This is a genomic window from Pseudomonas sp. TE3899, assembly GCF_056279105.1.
This window is the reverse complement of sequence record NZ_JBWBQR010000001.1, coordinates 3,303,853-3,319,700: the sequence shown is the minus strand read 5'-3', so window position 1 is coordinate 3,319,700 and position 15,848 is coordinate 3,303,853. Positions and strand designations below refer to the sequence as shown.

The 15,848-nt window shown below is 60.5% G+C and carries 11 protein-coding genes; 7 read left to right on the top strand and 4 right to left on the bottom strand.

From position 1 onward, the window contains the following. Positions 1-177: 177 nt before the first annotated feature. From ACZ89E_RS15180 to ACZ89E_RS15165, 4 genes are all read right to left on the bottom strand, one after another. The gene (locus ACZ89E_RS15180) at positions 178-2,010 is read right to left on the bottom strand and encodes an ABC transporter ATP-binding protein (protein WP_476255969.1); all 1,833 of its coding nucleotides are present in this window, start codon (positions 2,008-2,010) and stop codon (positions 178-180) included. 85 nt (positions 2,011-2,095) lie between these two features. Continuing rightward, positions 2,096-2,653, bottom strand: coding sequence for a peptidylprolyl isomerase (locus ACZ89E_RS15175; protein WP_463259699.1), 558 nt, complete (start codon positions 2,651-2,653; stop codon positions 2,096-2,098). Between the two features lie 3 nt (positions 2,654-2,656). After that, positions 2,657-3,460 carry an alpha/beta fold hydrolase gene (locus tag ACZ89E_RS15170; protein WP_476255968.1) on the bottom strand — a complete coding sequence of 268 codons (804 nt, stop codon included), beginning with the start codon at positions 3,458-3,460 and terminating at the stop codon, positions 2,657-2,659. Positions 3,461-3,474: 14 nt separating this feature from the next. Continuing rightward, positions 3,475-4,398 (bottom strand): PA3225 family LysR-type transcriptional regulator, encoded by a 924-nt coding sequence (locus tag ACZ89E_RS15165; protein WP_149657121.1) that lies wholly within the window; start codon positions 4,396-4,398, stop codon positions 3,475-3,477. 49 nt (positions 4,399-4,447) lie between these two features. Here ACZ89E_RS15165 and ACZ89E_RS15160 point away from each other — a divergent pair, with 49 nt between their 5' ends. The 7 genes from ACZ89E_RS15160 (at position 4,448) to ACZ89E_RS15130 (ending at position 15,825) form a co-directional block, all read left to right on the top strand. After that, entirely contained in the window at positions 4,448-4,762 is a 315-nt protein-coding gene (locus tag ACZ89E_RS15160; RefSeq protein WP_149657120.1) for a 3-phosphoglycerate kinase, read from the top strand. 309 nt (positions 4,763-5,071) lie between these two features. Then, positions 5,072-5,671 (top strand): FMN-dependent NADH-azoreductase, encoded by a 600-nt coding sequence (locus ACZ89E_RS15155; RefSeq protein WP_123507765.1) that lies wholly within the window; start codon positions 5,072-5,074, stop codon positions 5,669-5,671. 328 nt (positions 5,672-5,999) lie between these two features. Further along, entirely contained in the window at positions 6,000-6,866 is an 867-nt protein-coding gene (locus ACZ89E_RS15150) for a carboxylate/amino acid/amine transporter (protein ID WP_149657117.1), read from the top strand. Positions 6,867-7,165: 299 nt separating this feature from the next. Beyond that, positions 7,166-7,681, top strand: a complete 516-nt coding sequence (locus tag ACZ89E_RS15145; protein ID WP_149657116.1) for an Hcp family type VI secretion system effector — start codon at positions 7,166-7,168, stop codon at positions 7,679-7,681. Between the two features lie 129 nt (positions 7,682-7,810). Then, on the top strand, positions 7,811-10,717 hold the full coding sequence (locus tag ACZ89E_RS15140; RefSeq protein ID WP_476255967.1) for a type VI secretion system Vgr family protein: 2,907 nt from the start codon (positions 7,811-7,813) through the stop codon (positions 10,715-10,717). Further along, complete coding sequence (locus ACZ89E_RS15135; RefSeq protein WP_476255966.1) at positions 10,714-15,456, top strand: RHS repeat-associated core domain-containing protein; 4,743 nt, start codon at positions 10,714-10,716, stop codon at positions 15,454-15,456. Before ACZ89E_RS15140 ends, ACZ89E_RS15135 begins: the two co-directional genes overlap by 4 nt. Beyond that, on the top strand, positions 15,457-15,825 hold the full coding sequence (locus ACZ89E_RS15130) for a hypothetical protein (protein ID WP_149657114.1): 369 nt from the start codon (positions 15,457-15,459) through the stop codon (positions 15,823-15,825). Positions 15,826-15,848: the final 23 nt, after the last annotated feature.

Genomic DNA, 15,848 nt, shown 5'->3' with positions numbered 1-15,848 from the left:
TCTGGCGGAAATCCAGCAGCCATGAAAAAACCGCCAGAGCCCGTGGTTAAAGGGCTTTGGCGGTGATCGTTCCCACGCTTCGGGTGGGAATGCAGCCCGTGACGTTCCGCGTCACTGGACGCGGAGCGTCCCCTGAGACATTCCCTCGCAGAGCGTGGGAACGATCAGGTAACGGTTTCAATCGATCCCGACAAACCCACCCGTCTGGTGCGCCCACAACCGCGCATATAACCCGCCATGGGCCAACAGTTCGGCGTGGGTGCCGGTCTCGGCGATCTTGCCGTTTTCCAGCACCACCAAGCGGTCCATGCGCGCGATGGTCGAGAGGCGGTGGGCGATGGCGATCACGGTTTTGCCTTGCATCAGGGTTTCCAGGCTTTCCTGGATCGCCGCTTCGACTTCCGAGTCCAGTGCCGAGGTGGCTTCGTCCATGATCAGGATCGGCGCGTCCTTGAGCAGCACCCGGGCGATGGCGATCCGCTGACGCTGGCCACCGGAGAGTTTCACCCCGCGCTCACCGACGTGCGCATCAAAACCGCTGCGACCTTCAGCGTCCGAGAGCAACGGGATGAACTGGTCGGCGCGGGCTTTGTGCACCGCGTCCCAGAGTTCGGCGTCGGTGGCATCGGGCCGGCCGTAAAGCAGGTTGTCGCGAATCGAACGGTGCAGCAGCGAGGTGTCCTGGGTGATCATGCCGATACGCTCGCGCAGGCTTTCCTGGCCGACTTCGGCGATGTTCTGGCCATCGATGAGAATGCGCCCACCCTCCACGTCATAGAGACGCAGCAGCAGGTTGACCAGGGTCGATTTGCCAGCGCCGGACGGCCCGATCAGACCGATTTTTTCTCCGGGCTTGATGGTCAGGTTGAGGCCGCCGATGATGCCTTTCTTCTTGCCGTAGTGGAAATCCACGTGCTCGAAACGCACCTCGCCACGGGCCACGGCCAGGGGTTTGGCTTGTGCGTGATCGGTGACGCTGACCGGTTGCGCGATGGTGCGCAGACCGTCCTGGACCATGCCGATGTTTTCGAAGATGCCGGTGACCACCCACATGATCCAGCCGGACATGTTGACGATGCGGATCACCAGGCCGGTGGCCAGGGCAATTGCGCCCACCGAGATCAGCGACTGCGACCACAGCCACAGCGCGAGGCCGGTGGTGGTGACGATCAGCAAGCCGTTCATGCTGGTGATGGCCACGTCCATGCTGGTGACCACGCGGCCGGCCATCTGGGCTTTTTCGGTCTGTTCCTTGATGGCTTCCTTGGCGTACTGCTGTTCGTAATTGGTGTGGGCGAACAGCTTCAACGTGGTGATGTTGGTGTAGCCATCGACGATCCGTCCCATGAGTTTGGAACGCGCATCGGAGGACTGCACCGAGCGGTCCTTGACCCGTGGCACAAAGTAATAGAGCGCGCCGATGAAACCGGCGATCCAGGTGATCAACGGGATCATCAGGCGCCAGTCGGCTTCGGCAAACAGCACCAGGGCGCTGATCGCGTAGATCAACACATGCCACAGCGCATCCACCGCTTGCACGGCCGAGTCGCGCAGGGCGTTGCCGGTTTGCATGATGCGTTGGGCGATGCGCCCGGCGAAGTCGTTCTGGAAGAAATTCAGGCTCTGCTTGAGCACGTAGCGGTGGTTCTGCCACAGGATCAGGCTGGTCATGCCCGGGGTCAGGGTCTGGTGCACCAGCAGGTCATGCAGGCCGAAGAAAATCGGGCGCAGCACCAGGGTGACCACCACCATCCAGGTCAGTTCGAGGGCGTGATCCTGGAAGAAATTCGGGTTCGGCGTGCCTTGCGCCAGGTCGATGATGCGGCTCAGGTAATTGAACAGCGCGACTTCGATCAGCGAGGCGAACAGGCCGACAATCAGCAGGGCGGCGAAACTCGGCCAGACCTGCTTCAGGTAATAGGTATAGAAGGGGAGAACCCGGTCCGGCGGAGCCGCCGTTGGTGCATCGCGGAAGATGTCGATCAGTTTTTCAAAACGGCGATAAAGCATGGGTTCTCCGCCCGCGCTGGGGCTCTCCTTTGAACAGTGTGAGCGGTGCCGCAGGGCGACAACCGCTCAAGACATCCTGTGAAGCTTAGTCGATGACTTTGGCCGACTTGATGAACACAGGATCGGCGGGTACGTCTTTCATGCCGCCACGGGTAGTGGTTGGCGTGTTGACGATGATGTCCACCACGTCCATGCCTTTGACGACTTTACCGAACACGGCGTAGCCATCGCCCTGGTCGAGGAAATCGTTGTCCTTGACGTTGACGAAGAACTGGCTGGTGGCCGAATCCGGATTGGAAGTACGCGCCATGGACAGCGTGCCACGCACGTTATGCAGGCCGTTTTTGGATTCGTTCTTGATCGGCGCCTTGGTGTCTTTCTGCTGCATCTGCTGCGTGAAGCCGCCGCCCTGGACCATGAAGCCCGGGATCACACGGTGGAAAATCGTGTTGTTGTAGAAGCCACTGTTGACGTAATCAAGGAAGTTTTTGGTACTGATTGGCGCCTTGACCGCGTCCAGCTCGATTTCGATCTGGCCGTTGGTGGTGTCCAGCAGCACGTGCGGTGCCTTGGCGGGCGTAGCGGCCATCAGGTTGGCGGCAAACAGCACGGAGCCGGCGACGAGGGCGATTTTTTTCAGCATGGGTCAGTGATCCTGAGTAGTGGTGTCGACTGCGGTGAGAAACTCGAGCAGGGTTTGGTTGAAGCGTTCGGGTTGATCCAGCGGGGTGGCGTGGCGCGAATCGGCGATCACCACCAGCCGCGCATCGGGCAGCAGTTTTACATAGGTTTCTTTCAGCGCCACCGGTGTGTAGTCACGGTCGGCGCTGACGATCAGGGTTGGACAGGCGACCTTCGAAAGTCGTTCCTGAACCCCCCAGCCAACGATGGCATCGAAGCTGGCGAGATAAGCATGTTTGTCGTTTTTTGCCCAGCGCTCGGTCATCTTTTGTCGCAAGTCCGCCTGCTCCGGTTTCGGGAACAGCTTGGCGCCCAGGGCCTTGCCGATGGCGCCGAGGCTGAGTACGCGCATCAGACTCCAGCGCTTGAACCACTGCCAATAGTCGTCGCGGCTGCGCAACTTGACCTCGGGCGAGCTGTTGACGATGCACAGGCTCTTAAGCAGTTGCGGCTGATCCGTGGCTAGCTGGAAACCGATCATGCCGCCCATGGACAGGCCCACGTAATGGGCCGGGCCGAGGTTCAGGTGTTCCATCAGCGCGATCAGGTCGGCGCTGAACCCGGCGATGCTGTAGCGCTCGCGGGGTTTGTCCGAACGACCGTGGCCGCGCACATCCGGGACGATCACCCGGTAGCGGGCGGACAGCGCCGGGATCTGCATTTCCCAGTCCAACGTGCTGGAACCCAGCCCGTGGACCAGCAGCAACGGCGTGCCGTGGCCATATTCCTCATAGTGCAGGTTGCAACCTTCATGTTCGAAATAGGCCATGCAGAAACTCCGTGTCAGGCTTGTTCAGGGGCGGCGAAAGGCGCATCCAGCGGCGCAGTGTCGAAGGTGCGCAGCAGTTCGATGAGGATTTGCGTCGCCGGGCCCAGGGGTTTGTCCTTGTTCGAGTACAGATAGAAGCTCGGGTTGCGACTGCCGCCCTGGTCCAACGGTAGCAGCTTGAGCGTGCCTTCCTTCAATTCCCGTTCGATCATGTGCCGGGGCAACCAGGCAAAGCCTAGCCCGCTGCTGACAAAAGTCGCGGCGGTGGCCAGGCTGCCGACGGTCCAGCGCTGTTCGGCGCCGAGCCAGCCGACGTCCCGTGGCTGCTGGCGGCCGGAGTCGCGGATCACCACTTGCATCTGGGTTTCCAGGTCCTGGAAATTGATTTCGCGGTTGAGTCGATGCAGCGAGTGATCGGGGTGGGCGACGGCGACAAATTCCACATCGCTCAATTCCGCGCCCAGGTAGCCGGGAATGCTGAAACCGGTGATGGCCAGGTCGGCCACGCCTTCGAGCAGGACTTCCTCGACCCCCGACAACACTTCCTCGCGCAGCCGCACCCGGCAGCCACGGCTTTGCGGCATGAACGCGGTCAAGGCGCGCACGAGACGGGCGCTGGGGTAAGCGGCATCGACCACCAGCCGCACTTCCGCTTCCCAGCCTTGTTCCATGTGATGGGCCAGGTCTTCCAGTTGACTGGCCTGTTTCACCAATTGCCGCGAGCGACGCAGCAACACGCCGCCGGCTTCGGTGAGCACGGCTTTACGGCCATCGATGCGCAGCAGCGGCACGCCGAGCTGGTCCTGCATGCGGGCCACGGTGTAGCTGACCGACGATTGCGAGCGATGCAGCGCTTCGGCGGCCTGGGCGAAACCGCCGTGGTCGACCACGGCTTGCAATGTTCGCCATTGATCAAGGGTCACGCGGGGCGCTTTCATGATGAGCTCCTCTTGTCCTAAGCTGGCGGTCCCTATTGGAGACTGCCGAATGAAAAAATTCTGTTGTGTAGTGTTGGCGCTGTTGCCGCTGACGGCGTTTGCCTATCCGATCGATGTTCAAAAACAGCTCAATGGCATGAGCATCGACTACAACGCCTTCGACACGGATAACGACATCGCGTCCATTCAGGTCAACAACTACGGCAGTACGGATGCGACGTGTAAGGTGGTGTTCAACAACGGCCCGGAAGCACCGCGCACCCGCACCGTCGACGTGCCCGCCGGCAAACATAAAAACGCCACGGCCAAATTCACCCGCACGATCATCAAGATGCGTATCAACCTGAGCTGCACCCCGAAATAGATGTCTCCCCGGTAGGAGCGAGGCTTGTGTGGCGAGGGGGCTTGCCCCCGTTCGGCTGCGAAGCAGTCGTAATCCAATCATCGCGGATTATCTGGAACACCGCGGTGGATGGTTTTGGGGTCGCTTCGCGTCCCAACGGGGGCAAGCCCCCTCGCCACACAAGCCCGCTCCCAAAGGAATAGGGCATGCTCAGCTTATAAACGAATTTATCGATGCTTTATAGCAGTTATTTGCGCTTTTTCATCGATATAACTCTGTTTAACCTCCACTCCATCGCCCTACAGCATTCTCAGATGGAGGCTACATCCCATGTCCCGCGTTCTGATCATCGAAAGCAGCGCCCGTCAGCAAGACTCGGTTTCCCGTCAGCTGACCCAGACCTTCATCAGCCAATGGAAAGCCGCGCATCCGGCGGATCAAATCACCGTCCGTGACCTGGCCGTCAATCCGGTGCCGCACCTGGACATCAACCTGCTCGGCGGCTGGATGAAACCTGCCGAACAACGCAACGACATCGAACAGGCTTCCCTCGACCGTTCCAACCAGTTGACCGACGAACTGCTGGCCGCCGACGTGCTGGTCATGGCCGCGCCGATGTACAACTTCGCGATCCCGAGCACCCTCAAAGCCTGGCTCGACCATGTGCTGCGTGCCGGCGTGACCTTCAAATACACCGACACCGGCCCCCAAGGCCTGCTCAGCGGCAAACGTGCCTACGTGCTGACCGCTCGCGGCGGGATCTATGCCGGTGGCCCGGCGGATCACCAGGAACCGTACCTGCGTCAGGTCATGGCCTTCATCGGCATCCACGACGTGACCTTCATTCACGCCGAAGGCATGAACCTGGGCGGCGACTTCCAGGAGAAGGGCCTGAACCAGGCCAACGCCAAGCTTTCCCAAGTGGCTTGAGGCTTTAATCGCCAGATAATCCCTTGATGTTCAAGTGGCCTGGCGCAACCCCTTCAAGGCTTTACGCGCATCGAACCTCCCTTTGCACTTGTTGCTCCTGAGTGCTGTAGCCCGATTGAACGCATTAGCGAGATCGGGCTTTTTTTTGCCCGGGATTCACACAGACCTGTAGGAGCGAAGCTTGCTCGCGAAAGCGGTGTGTCAGCCAACATCAATGTTGGATGGGCCGCCGCCTTCGCGAGCAAGCTTCGCTCCTACAAGGGATTTGTGTGATTAGCCGTGAAGCGCAAAACCCGCTATCGTCGCCGCCATTCGAAACGAGGCGAGCATGGGCTATCTACTTTTTGTCACGCTGATCCAGGCGTTTTCCTTCAGTTTGATCGGCGAGTACCTGGCCGGGCATGTCGACAGTTACTTCGCGGTGCTGGTGCGGGTGCTGCTGGCCGGGCTGGTGTTTATTCCGCTGACGCGCTGGCGTTCGGTCGAGCCGGCGTTCATGCGTGGCATGTTGCTGATCGGCGCGTTGCAGTTCGGCGTGACCTACGTCTGCCTGTACCTGAGTTTCCGGGTGCTGACGGTGCCGGAAGTGTTGTTGTTCACCATCCTCACGCCATTGCACGTGACCTTGATCGAGGATGCGCTGAACCGGCGCTTCAACCCGTGGGCCCTGGTCGCGGCACTGGTGGCGGTGGCAGGCGCGGCGGTGATTCGCTACGACCGGATCAACCCTGATTTCTTCATGGGCTTCCTGCTGCTACAACTGGCCAACTTCACCTACGCCGCCGGGCAAGTCCTTTATAAACACCTGGTGGCCCGTCACCCCAGCGACCTGCCGCATTACCGGCGTTTCGGCTACTTCTACCTCGGCGCATTGGCGGTGGCGTTGCCGGCGTTCCTGCTGTTCGGCAAACAGAACTTCCTGCCCGAAGCACCGCTGCAATGGGGCGTGCTGGTATTCCTCGGGCTGGTCTCGACCGCGTTGGGGCTGTACTGGTGGAACAAAGGCGCGTGCCTGGTGAACGGCGGGACGCTGGCGGTGATGAACAACCTGCATGTGCCGGTGGGGTTGCTGATCAATCTGCTGATCTGGAACCAACATGAGGAGTTGGGGCGGTTGTTCTTCGGTGGTTCGGTGATCCTGGCGGCGGTGTGGATCAGTCGATTGGGCGTACGCCGGCCTGTCTTGACGTCGTAAGCGCAAGTGCGCAAAAAGTTGCGCACTGCTTTTGGCTAAAACGACGGGTAAATGCGCTGTAAGCCACGCTGCTCAAGGCTTACAGCCAAGTGCGCAACTTCTTGCACAGTACTGCGCAACTTCTTGCGCACTTGTCGGCCGTTTCCTACAGCAAAAGTCGGAAAAACCCACGGTCACGTCGCCCAAACCCTTGAAACATAATGGCCACATGATGGCTGGCACGCCTTTTGATATCTCCTTCGGCACCTGGACAGGCAATCACGCCGTCCGGTCCTGTCTTTGAGCAAGGAGAGCATCCCATGGCAACACCTGCCTACATGTCCGTCACTGGCGAAAAACAAGGCCTGATCACGGCTGGCGCATTCACCGCTGACTCCGTTGGCAACACCTACCAGGAAGGTCACGAAGACCAGGTCATGGTTCAGGCGTTCAGCCACGACGTGATCATCCCGCGTGACCCGCAATCCGGCCAACCGACCGGTCAGCGCGTGCACAAGCCAGTGGTGATCACCAAGGTCTACGACAAGGCTTCGCCACTGCTGCAAGCCGCACTGACTTCCGGCGAGCGCATGAGCGAAATCGTTATCCAGTGGTACCGCACTTCGGCCCAAGGGACCCAAGAGCACTACTACACCACCAAACTGGAAGACGCGATCATCGTCGCCATCAACAACAAAATGCACAACTGCCAGGATCCGTCGAACGCCCACTTCACGCACCTGGAAGAAGTGCAGTTCACCTACCGCAAAATCACCTGGACCCACGAAGTATCCGGTACTTCGGGTTCCGATGACTGGCGTCTGCCGGTGGCCTGATCCAGGTTGACCGTTGTACCGCCTCGGCCCGCGCGGCCGGGGCGGTTGGTTGTCCCCTAAAGAATTTTTGCAGTCGTTGATCGCCAACGGGCGTCGACGGCTGTCGCAACAGCGCATGAGGAACACGGAATGTTCGCACCGGCCAATCAGACCCACTTTGCCCTGACTATCGACGGGGCCGACAGCTATTTTCAGGTGCTGTCCTTCACCGGCCGGGAAGCGCTCAACCAACCGTTCGAGTTCGAACTGGAACTGGTCAGCGAAAAGGCCTCGCTGAACCTCGAAAGCCTGTTGCACAAACTGGCGTTTTTACAGCTCGCGCAAAACGGCACCGGCATCCACGGGTTGGTCTACAGCATCGCCCAGGGCGAGGCCGGCAAGCGTCTGACCCGCTATAAAATCTCGCTGCGCCCGCAACTGGCGTACCTGGCGCACCGGGTCAATCAGCGGATCTTCCAGCAGATGAGCGTGCCGCAGATCATCAGCCAGGTGTTGGAAGAACACGGCATCCTTGCCAGCGACCACAAGTTCCAGCTCAGCGCCGTGTACCCGGAGCGGATCTACTGCGTGCAGTACGACGAATCCGACCTGCACTTCGTTCAGCGTCTGTGCGAAGAGGAGGGCATTCACTACCACTTCCAGCACAGCGCTTCCGGGCATCTGCTGATGTTCGGCGACGACCAGACCGTTTTCCCGAAACTGGCGCCGGTGACTTATCAGCAGGACACCGGACTGGTCGCCGATCAGCCGGTGATCAAGCGTTTCGGCCTGCGCGTAATCACCCGAACCAGCCGCACCACGCGCCGCGATTACGACTTCACCAAACCGAAGATCGAGCTCGAAAGCGACGCCAAGAGCGCGGCCAAACCGGACCTTGAGGACTACGATTACCCCGGCCGTTTTGTCGACCGCGAGCGCGGCAAACACCTGGCCAATCGCGCCCTCGAAAGACACCGCAGCGACTACCGCTTGGCCGAAGGCAGCAGCGATCAACCGGTGCTGGTCACCGGGCATTTCCTCGCCCTGACTGCCCACGCCAACCCGGCGTGGAACGACCTGTGGCTGCTCACCGAAATCTTCCACGAAGGCAAACAGCCGCAGGTGCTGGAAGAGGTGATCAGCAGCGACGTCACCGACCTCAAGGACGACTTTCACCAGGGCTATCGCAACCGCTTCAGCGCGACGCCGTGGAACGTGCCGTACCGCCCGCCGCTCGAGCACCCGAAACCCAAAGTCCTCGGCACCCAGAGCGCGGTGGTCACCGGCCCCGAAGGCGAAGAGATTTTCTGCGACCAGTACGGCCGGGTGAAGGTCCAGTTCTTCTGGGACCGCGAAGGCCAGCACGACGACAAGACCAGCTGCTGGATGCGCGTCGCCTCGAACTGGGCGGCGCAGACCTTCGGCTCGATCAACCTGCCACGGGTTGGCATGGAAGTGCTGATCACCTTCCTCGAAGGCGACCCCGACCAGCCGCTGATCACCGGTTGCCTGTACCACGGCGTCAACCTGCCGCCGTACAAACTGCCGGACTTCAAAACCCTGGCCACGGTCAAGAGCAAGGAATACAAGGGCAGCCGCGCCAACGAACTGCGCATCGACGACACCACCAGCGAGATCAGCATTGCGCTGCGCAGCGATCATGGCGCCAGTGCGATCAACCTCGGTTACCTGACCCATCCACGCCCGTCCGGCGGCCAGCCGCGTGGCGAAGGTTTTGAACTGCGTACCGACCGTCATGGCGCGGTGCGTGCGGCCGCCGGTCTGCTGATCACCACCGAGCCGCGTCCCAACGAATCCAAACACCATAAAGACTTGCCGGAAACCGCCGAGCGTTTGGCCACGGCCAGCGAGCAGCAGGACGGTTTTGCGATACAGGCCAAGGAACTGCAAGCCCAGGAAGCGGGCGATCAGGACGACGTGGCCAAGGCGTTGCACGCTCAGCACCAGGGCATTCTCGGTAGCGGCCCGGCGAACATGAGCGCCAACGAATTTCCCGAGTTCACCGAAGCGCATCTGGTGCTCGCCAGTCCGGCGGGCATCGCCCTGACCACCCCGCGCTCCAGCCACATCGCCACCGGCGAACACCTGGCCCTGAGCAGCACCGGCCACACCAGCCTGTCGATCGGTAAACGCCTGCTGGCCAGCGCCAGCCAGGGCATGCGCCTGTTCGTGCAAAACCTCGGCTGGCGGCTGGTCGCGGCGTCGGGTGACATCGACATTCGCGCCTTGAAAGACAGCATCAACCTGCTGGCCAAACTCAACATCACCGCGAATGCCGACCGCATCACCATCACCGCGAAAACCGAACTGGTGATCCAGGGCGGCGGCAGCGCCACGACCTACAACGCCGGCGGCATCACCCACGCCACCACCGGCCCGTATACCGCCCACGCGGCGAACTTCGCCTACACCGGGGCGAAAAGTCTGGCGGGTGTATTCCCCGAACCGCCGAAACCGGGCAAGGGCAATCTGGAACTGTTCAACCAGTACGCCGGGCTTCAAGGCATCAAGGGCGGCGACTTTGAAGTGGTTGATGCCTTGGGCAAGAGCCTCAAAGGCACGCTGGATGCGAAGGGGTTTGCCACGGTTTCCGGGGCGGCGCCGGGGCCGGCGCGGGTGATGTTTGGCAAGGACCCGGCGGACACCTGGAGTGATGGCAGTTACATCGGTAAACCGGAATGGCCGCTGCAACCGCCGAGTGCCGAGGACGTCCCCGGCCCGGTGCAATCGATGGTCGCCCAGGTATTGCCGAGCAAGAACTGGGACGTGCTGGAGCAAGGCAAAGCCCTGGCGCAAAGCGGCATGAGCGCCGTGCAAACCGCCCAAGGCGCGATGCAAACCGCGAAGCAAATCAAAGGCGTGGCGCAGGGCGGAATGGCCGGGTTGCCGAAGCTCGCCGGTGCCGCGATGCCGAGCGCCTCAAGCCTGCTCGGTGCCGCGAGCAAGAGCGGCAAGTTGCCGAGCCTGCCGGCTGTCACCCCTCCCAAGACCTCCTTTAAAACCCCGGGCCTGCTGGCGGGTGAGATGCTGTCATGACCACTGAAATCGTAAAACGTGAACCGCAGGTTGCCATTGTTCCGCTGAGCGCTATCGACGTTCAGGACGTCGCCAGCAGCGCGGCAGTCTTCGACGCCTGGTTGCAATCCGCCAGCGGCGGCGTGGTCACCCTCGACCGGATCAAGAACGTCGCCGGTGCCTTGCCGGTGGTGGGCAACATCATGGCGCTGGTCGATGCGCTGGGCGACATCGTCACCCTGTCGAATGCCCAGAAACGCGACCTGCTCGCCTGGGCCAGTCTCGGCATCAACCTGATCGGCGTCCTGCCGTTGCCGCCGGCCATGGCCGCTGCACGCATGACCCTGCGTCCGACCCTGTTTCTGGTGCGTCAGGAGATGAAGGCCTCGACCAAAGCGCTGCTTGGCTCGTCGGTGGTCGAAATACTGATAGGGCACTTGAACGATTCGATTATCGGTACCCTCGACGACTTCGTTGAACAAGCCAAAGGCAAGCTGCCGGGTATTCTGGCGGACGCCGGCAAGCTGGGCGAGGACGTCATCAACGAGATCGCCAAAGGCCTCGACGCGGTGGCCAATGGCAAGCTCGATGCCAAGGGTGATGCCCAGGCGGCCGGTCAAAAAATCAGCGCCGCCGGCGACCAACTGCTCAATGATCCACTCGCGGCGATCGGCAACATTTTCGGGGCCGCAGCCAGTGCATATAAAGCCGCAGGCAAGGGCCTGGCCAATAGCGCAGCCGAAAACCTGCTACCCGATGACATCAAAGAACGGGTGGCCACCGAAACCAAGAAGTTGCGGGCGATGGGGCCGGAACTGCGCACGCAGTTGAGCAAGCTGGACGATGAATCGGTACAAAACTCCATCGGCTGGTTGCTGTTTATCCTGTCCAGCGCCGTCACCGTCTGGCGTAAGCGCAATGCTCATGGTCAGAGCGCTGGAGTCAAACCTGACAAGACGAGTCAGGCCAAGCGCACGGCGTCTGAGGGTGGTTTGGGGGCCAACAGTCATCAGGTGCCGGCCACGAATACTGCCAATGGCAAGAAAAATGGCACCTGTACCGGCACCTGCAACAGCATCAGTTTTGCCATGGGGTCGGAGAGTCTTAGCCACACCGATTTCAGCCTGCCGGGGCCGTTCCCGATTGAGTGGACTCGTACCTACAGTTCGCGCCTCGGGGCCTACGATCAAAGCGAGCTCGGCGCCCGCTGGATCACTGAATTCACCACCCGTTTTGACTGCATTGGCGATGGCCTGAAGTTTCACGACGCCGACGGCCGCAGCCACGACTATCCGCTGCCGAAGGTCGGCCTGTTTCATTACGACGCCATCGAAAACATCACCCTGGTGCGCTCGGGAGATGACCAATTACTGCTGTGCCGTGGTTTCGAGCGCAAAGAAACCTACGTCCGTCGCGGCCAGCGTTATGTGCTGACGAATGTGGTCCTGCGCAACGGCGCCGGGATCATGCTGCATTACGAGCATCGCCACGGCGAGCAGTCGGTACTGTCGGACCTGATCACGTATCAAGAAAACGACATCAGCAAAGTTCACCTGCACCTCGGTACGATGACCGACGATCACGGTCGGCTTATTGGCCTCTGGGAAATCGTCGACGGTGCACCGCTGCGACAGCTCTGTGCCTATCAGTACGACGCTTACGGCGACCTGATCCAGGCGCAAGACGAGAACGGCGCCGCCTGGTCCTATCAGTACCAACATCACCTGATCACCCGCTACACCGACCGCACCGGTCGCGGCATGAACCTGGAATGGCAAGGTACCGGCGCCGACGCCAAAGCAGTGCGCGAATGGGCCGACGACGGCAGCTTCGACACCCGTCTGGAGTGGGACGAAAACATCCGCCTGACCTACGTCACCGACGCCCACGGCAACGAGACCTGGCACTACTACGACATCCTTGGCTACACCTACCGCATTCGTCACCCGGATGAGCGTTCGGAATGGTTTTTCCGCGATGACGCCAAGAATGTGATTCGTCATGTCCGTACGGATGGCAGCACGGATCGCTACACCTACGACGAGCGTGGCAACCGCCTCGAACACATCCGCGCCGACCACACCGTGATGCACTACGCCTACGACGATCAGGACTTGCTGATCAAGATCAGCGATGCCGAGGGCGGCCAGTGGCAACGGGCCTACGATGATCAGGGCAACCTGGTCGAAACGGTCGATCCGCTGGGCAACAAAACCGAATACGCCTACAACAAATCCGGCCAACCCACCGCGATCAAAGACGCCAACGGCAACGAAAAAGCCCTGGCCTACAACGACGCCGGGCAGTTGGTGGAATACGTCGATTGCTCGGGCAAAACCAGTGTTTGGGAATACAACGAACTCGGGCAGATGATTTGTTTCACCGATCCGGCCGGGCAGAGCACTGAGTACGAATACAAGGCCGGGCAGTTGGTGTTGATCAAACACCCGGACAAGACCGAAGAGCGCTTCGAGCGCGATGCCGAAGGTCGTTTGCTCACCCACGTCGATGGCCTCGATCGCTGCACCACCTGGAGCTACACCGCGGCCGGTCTGATCGCCGAACGGGTCGATGCCGCCGAACAAACCCTGCGCTACCGTTGGGACCGCCTCGGCCAGTTGCTGGCCCTGGAAAACGAAAACGAACAACGCGCGCACTTCCACTACGACCCGGTCGGTCGCCTGCTGGAAGAAACCGGCTTCGACGGCCGCTCCACGCGCTATCAATACGACGCCCAGACCGGGCGCCTGGCCCACACCGTCAACGGCGAACGCGTGATCTCGGTCAGCTTCGACCCCATGGGGCGCCTGACCGAACGCCGCGCCAGCCTGGGGGACAAGTCGCAAAGCGAAACCTTCGCCTACGACGGCAACGGCAACCTAGTCATGGCGAACAACGCCGACAGCCGCTTGCAATGGTTCCACGACCCGGCCGGCAACCTGTTGCGCGAACACCAGCACTACCTCGGCCTGGAACAACCCACGGTCGCCATCTGGCAGCACGAGTACGACGTGCTCAACCAGCGTGTCGCCACCGTACGCCCGGATGGGCACCGCGTCAGTTGGCTCACTTATGGCAGCGGCCACTTGCTGGGCCTGCGTTTGGACGATCACGAACTGATCGGCTACGAACGCGATGACCTACACCGCGAAGTCGCCCGCCACCAGGGCAACCACCTGCTGCAAACGCAAAAATGGGACCCGGCCGGCCGCTTGCAAGAGCAACTGCTGGGACGCAGCGACGACCAATCCACACTGCTCAAGCGTGAATACAAATACGATGCCGCCGGCCAACTGACCGACATCAACGACAGCCGCCGCGGCCCATTGGCTTACCGCTACGACCCGGTCGGCCGCCTGCTCAGCGCTACCACCCGCCAAGGCGTGGAAACCTTTGCCTTCGACCCGGCCAGCAACCTGCTCGACGACAAAGTCACGGAAATCCGCCGCCCACTGGACCAGACTCCGCCACGCAGCAAACTGGTCGACAACCTGCTGCGTGAATACGCCGGCACCCACTACGACTACGACGAACGCGGCAACCAGATCCAGCGCTGGCACAACGGCACCCGCAGCGATCTGCAATGGGACCTGTTCGATCGACTGGTGCGCTACGAAGACCCTCGCCTGGCCGTCGACTTCGCCTACGACGCGTTAGGACGGCGCCTGCACAAAAACTCCAGCGCCCACTACAAACAGCGCCCCGAAGCCGGCTCGCAATGGAACCGCAGCGAACACGCACGCAAACAACGCGAATACGGCTGCGGCTTCACCCTCTACGGCTGGGACGGCGACAACCTCGCCTGGGAAAGCAGCCCGGCGCAAACCGACGGCGCGCCGGGCCGCACTGTTCACTACGTCTTCGAACCCGGCAGTTTCGTCCCGGTCGCCCAGGCCGTGCGTCATGCGCCGATCAACCTGGCGGGCCAACCGGATTACAGCGGCGAATACAGCCTCGACGAGGATCCGTTGTGGAATCACAAGGCAACGGCCTTAGCGTTTGATGCGTTGGCTTGGTATCAGTGCGATCACTTGGGTACGCCGCAGGAACTGACGGACCCGCAAGGCAACATGGCCTGGACTGCGCAGTACAAGGCGTGGGGACAGGTGACGGAACAGCGTTCGGAATGGGCGCGGCAGCAGGGGGTGGTGAACCCGATACGGTTCCAGGGTCAGTACCACGATCATGAGACGGGGCTGCACTACAACCGACACCGGTACTATGATCCGGGAATTGGCCGTTTCATAAGCAAAGACCCGATCGGTTATATGGGAGGGCTAAATCTTTATGCTTATGCACCAAATCCGACAGGTTGGGTCGATAGCCTTGGTCTGAGTGCAACGTGCCCATGTGAGTGTAAAAAAGTACTTGAGGCCGAAGGTGTTGTGACAGGTCGCCATGGCGATCTTCGAAAAATAGGCGGGCTCCAAGACTCGCACCACATCTATCAAGATGCGTCGATGAATGGGATTTCAGGTTACAAATACAATGATGCGCCTGCTATAAGCCTTCAGGGAAGAAACCCAGATGGAACCACTCGTGGAACGCCGCACTATAATGCCAATCGAGCCCAAGATAAGGCATCAACCGCTGGCCTGCTTGGTAGTGAAACTGTCGTAGCTTTCAAGTCGCTCCGTGCTGCGGGACTGAGCCCGAAGGCAGCGAAGTGCGCGACACTCCAAGCACGCGGCTATTTCACCGGGATTGAAGCCAACGCGGGTACCAGCACCGCAACACCTTCCAAGAGACGGAGTCGATAAATGAGTACACCTACTAATCAGCAAGCCTATGCCAAGACCAAATTGCTCGTAGAGGCCATTGATCGGCGTGACTCGCCGGCGCTTGAGAGAGATTTTGGAATATCCAGCGCGGTTGCTGATGAGATTTACGAATCTATCGATGATTACTTCGACAAAGGAACCAAGATATCCATCGCACCAGAAGAAAAAGCTTTTGATTCACGTGCACAACACCGTCCTTTCATTGATGCATATGAAACTGACGGTAAAGCACTCGGATTAGAATGTGTCCTTTTTGCTAATGGCGCCCCCGGTGAAGCGATCCTTCATCTTGAGGTTTCCGAAAGTAATGGCCAATTGGCGGTTTATTATAAGTACATTGGTTCCTGATAGCTCATGGAGAGCGTGAATCA

Coding starts and splice junctions, on each gene's coding strand:
- ACZ89E_RS15180 (WP_476255969.1), bottom strand. CDS start 2,010: ATGCTTTATCGCCGTTTTGAAAAACTGATCGACATCTTCCGCGATGCA.
- ACZ89E_RS15175 (WP_463259699.1), bottom strand. CDS start 2,653: ATGCTGAAAAAAATCGCCCTCGTCGCCGGCTCCGTGCTGTTTGCCGCC.
- ACZ89E_RS15170 (WP_476255968.1), bottom strand. CDS start 3,460: ATGGCCTATTTCGAACATGAAGGTTGCAACCTGCACTATGAGGAATAT.
- ACZ89E_RS15165 (WP_149657121.1), bottom strand. CDS start 4,398: ATGAAAGCGCCCCGCGTGACCCTTGATCAATGGCGAACATTGCAAGCC.
- ACZ89E_RS15160 (WP_149657120.1), top strand. CDS start 4,448: ATGAAAAAATTCTGTTGTGTAGTGTTGGCGCTGTTGCCGCTGACGGCG.
- ACZ89E_RS15155 (WP_123507765.1), top strand. CDS start 5,072: ATGTCCCGCGTTCTGATCATCGAAAGCAGCGCCCGTCAGCAAGACTCG.
- ACZ89E_RS15150 (WP_149657117.1), top strand. CDS start 6,000: ATGGGCTATCTACTTTTTGTCACGCTGATCCAGGCGTTTTCCTTCAGT.
- ACZ89E_RS15145 (WP_149657116.1), top strand. CDS start 7,166: ATGGCAACACCTGCCTACATGTCCGTCACTGGCGAAAAACAAGGCCTG.
- ACZ89E_RS15140 (WP_476255967.1), top strand. CDS start 7,811: ATGTTCGCACCGGCCAATCAGACCCACTTTGCCCTGACTATCGACGGG.
- ACZ89E_RS15135 (WP_476255966.1), top strand. CDS start 10,714: ATGACCACTGAAATCGTAAAACGTGAACCGCAGGTTGCCATTGTTCCG.
- ACZ89E_RS15130 (WP_149657114.1), top strand. CDS start 15,457: ATGAGTACACCTACTAATCAGCAAGCCTATGCCAAGACCAAATTGCTC.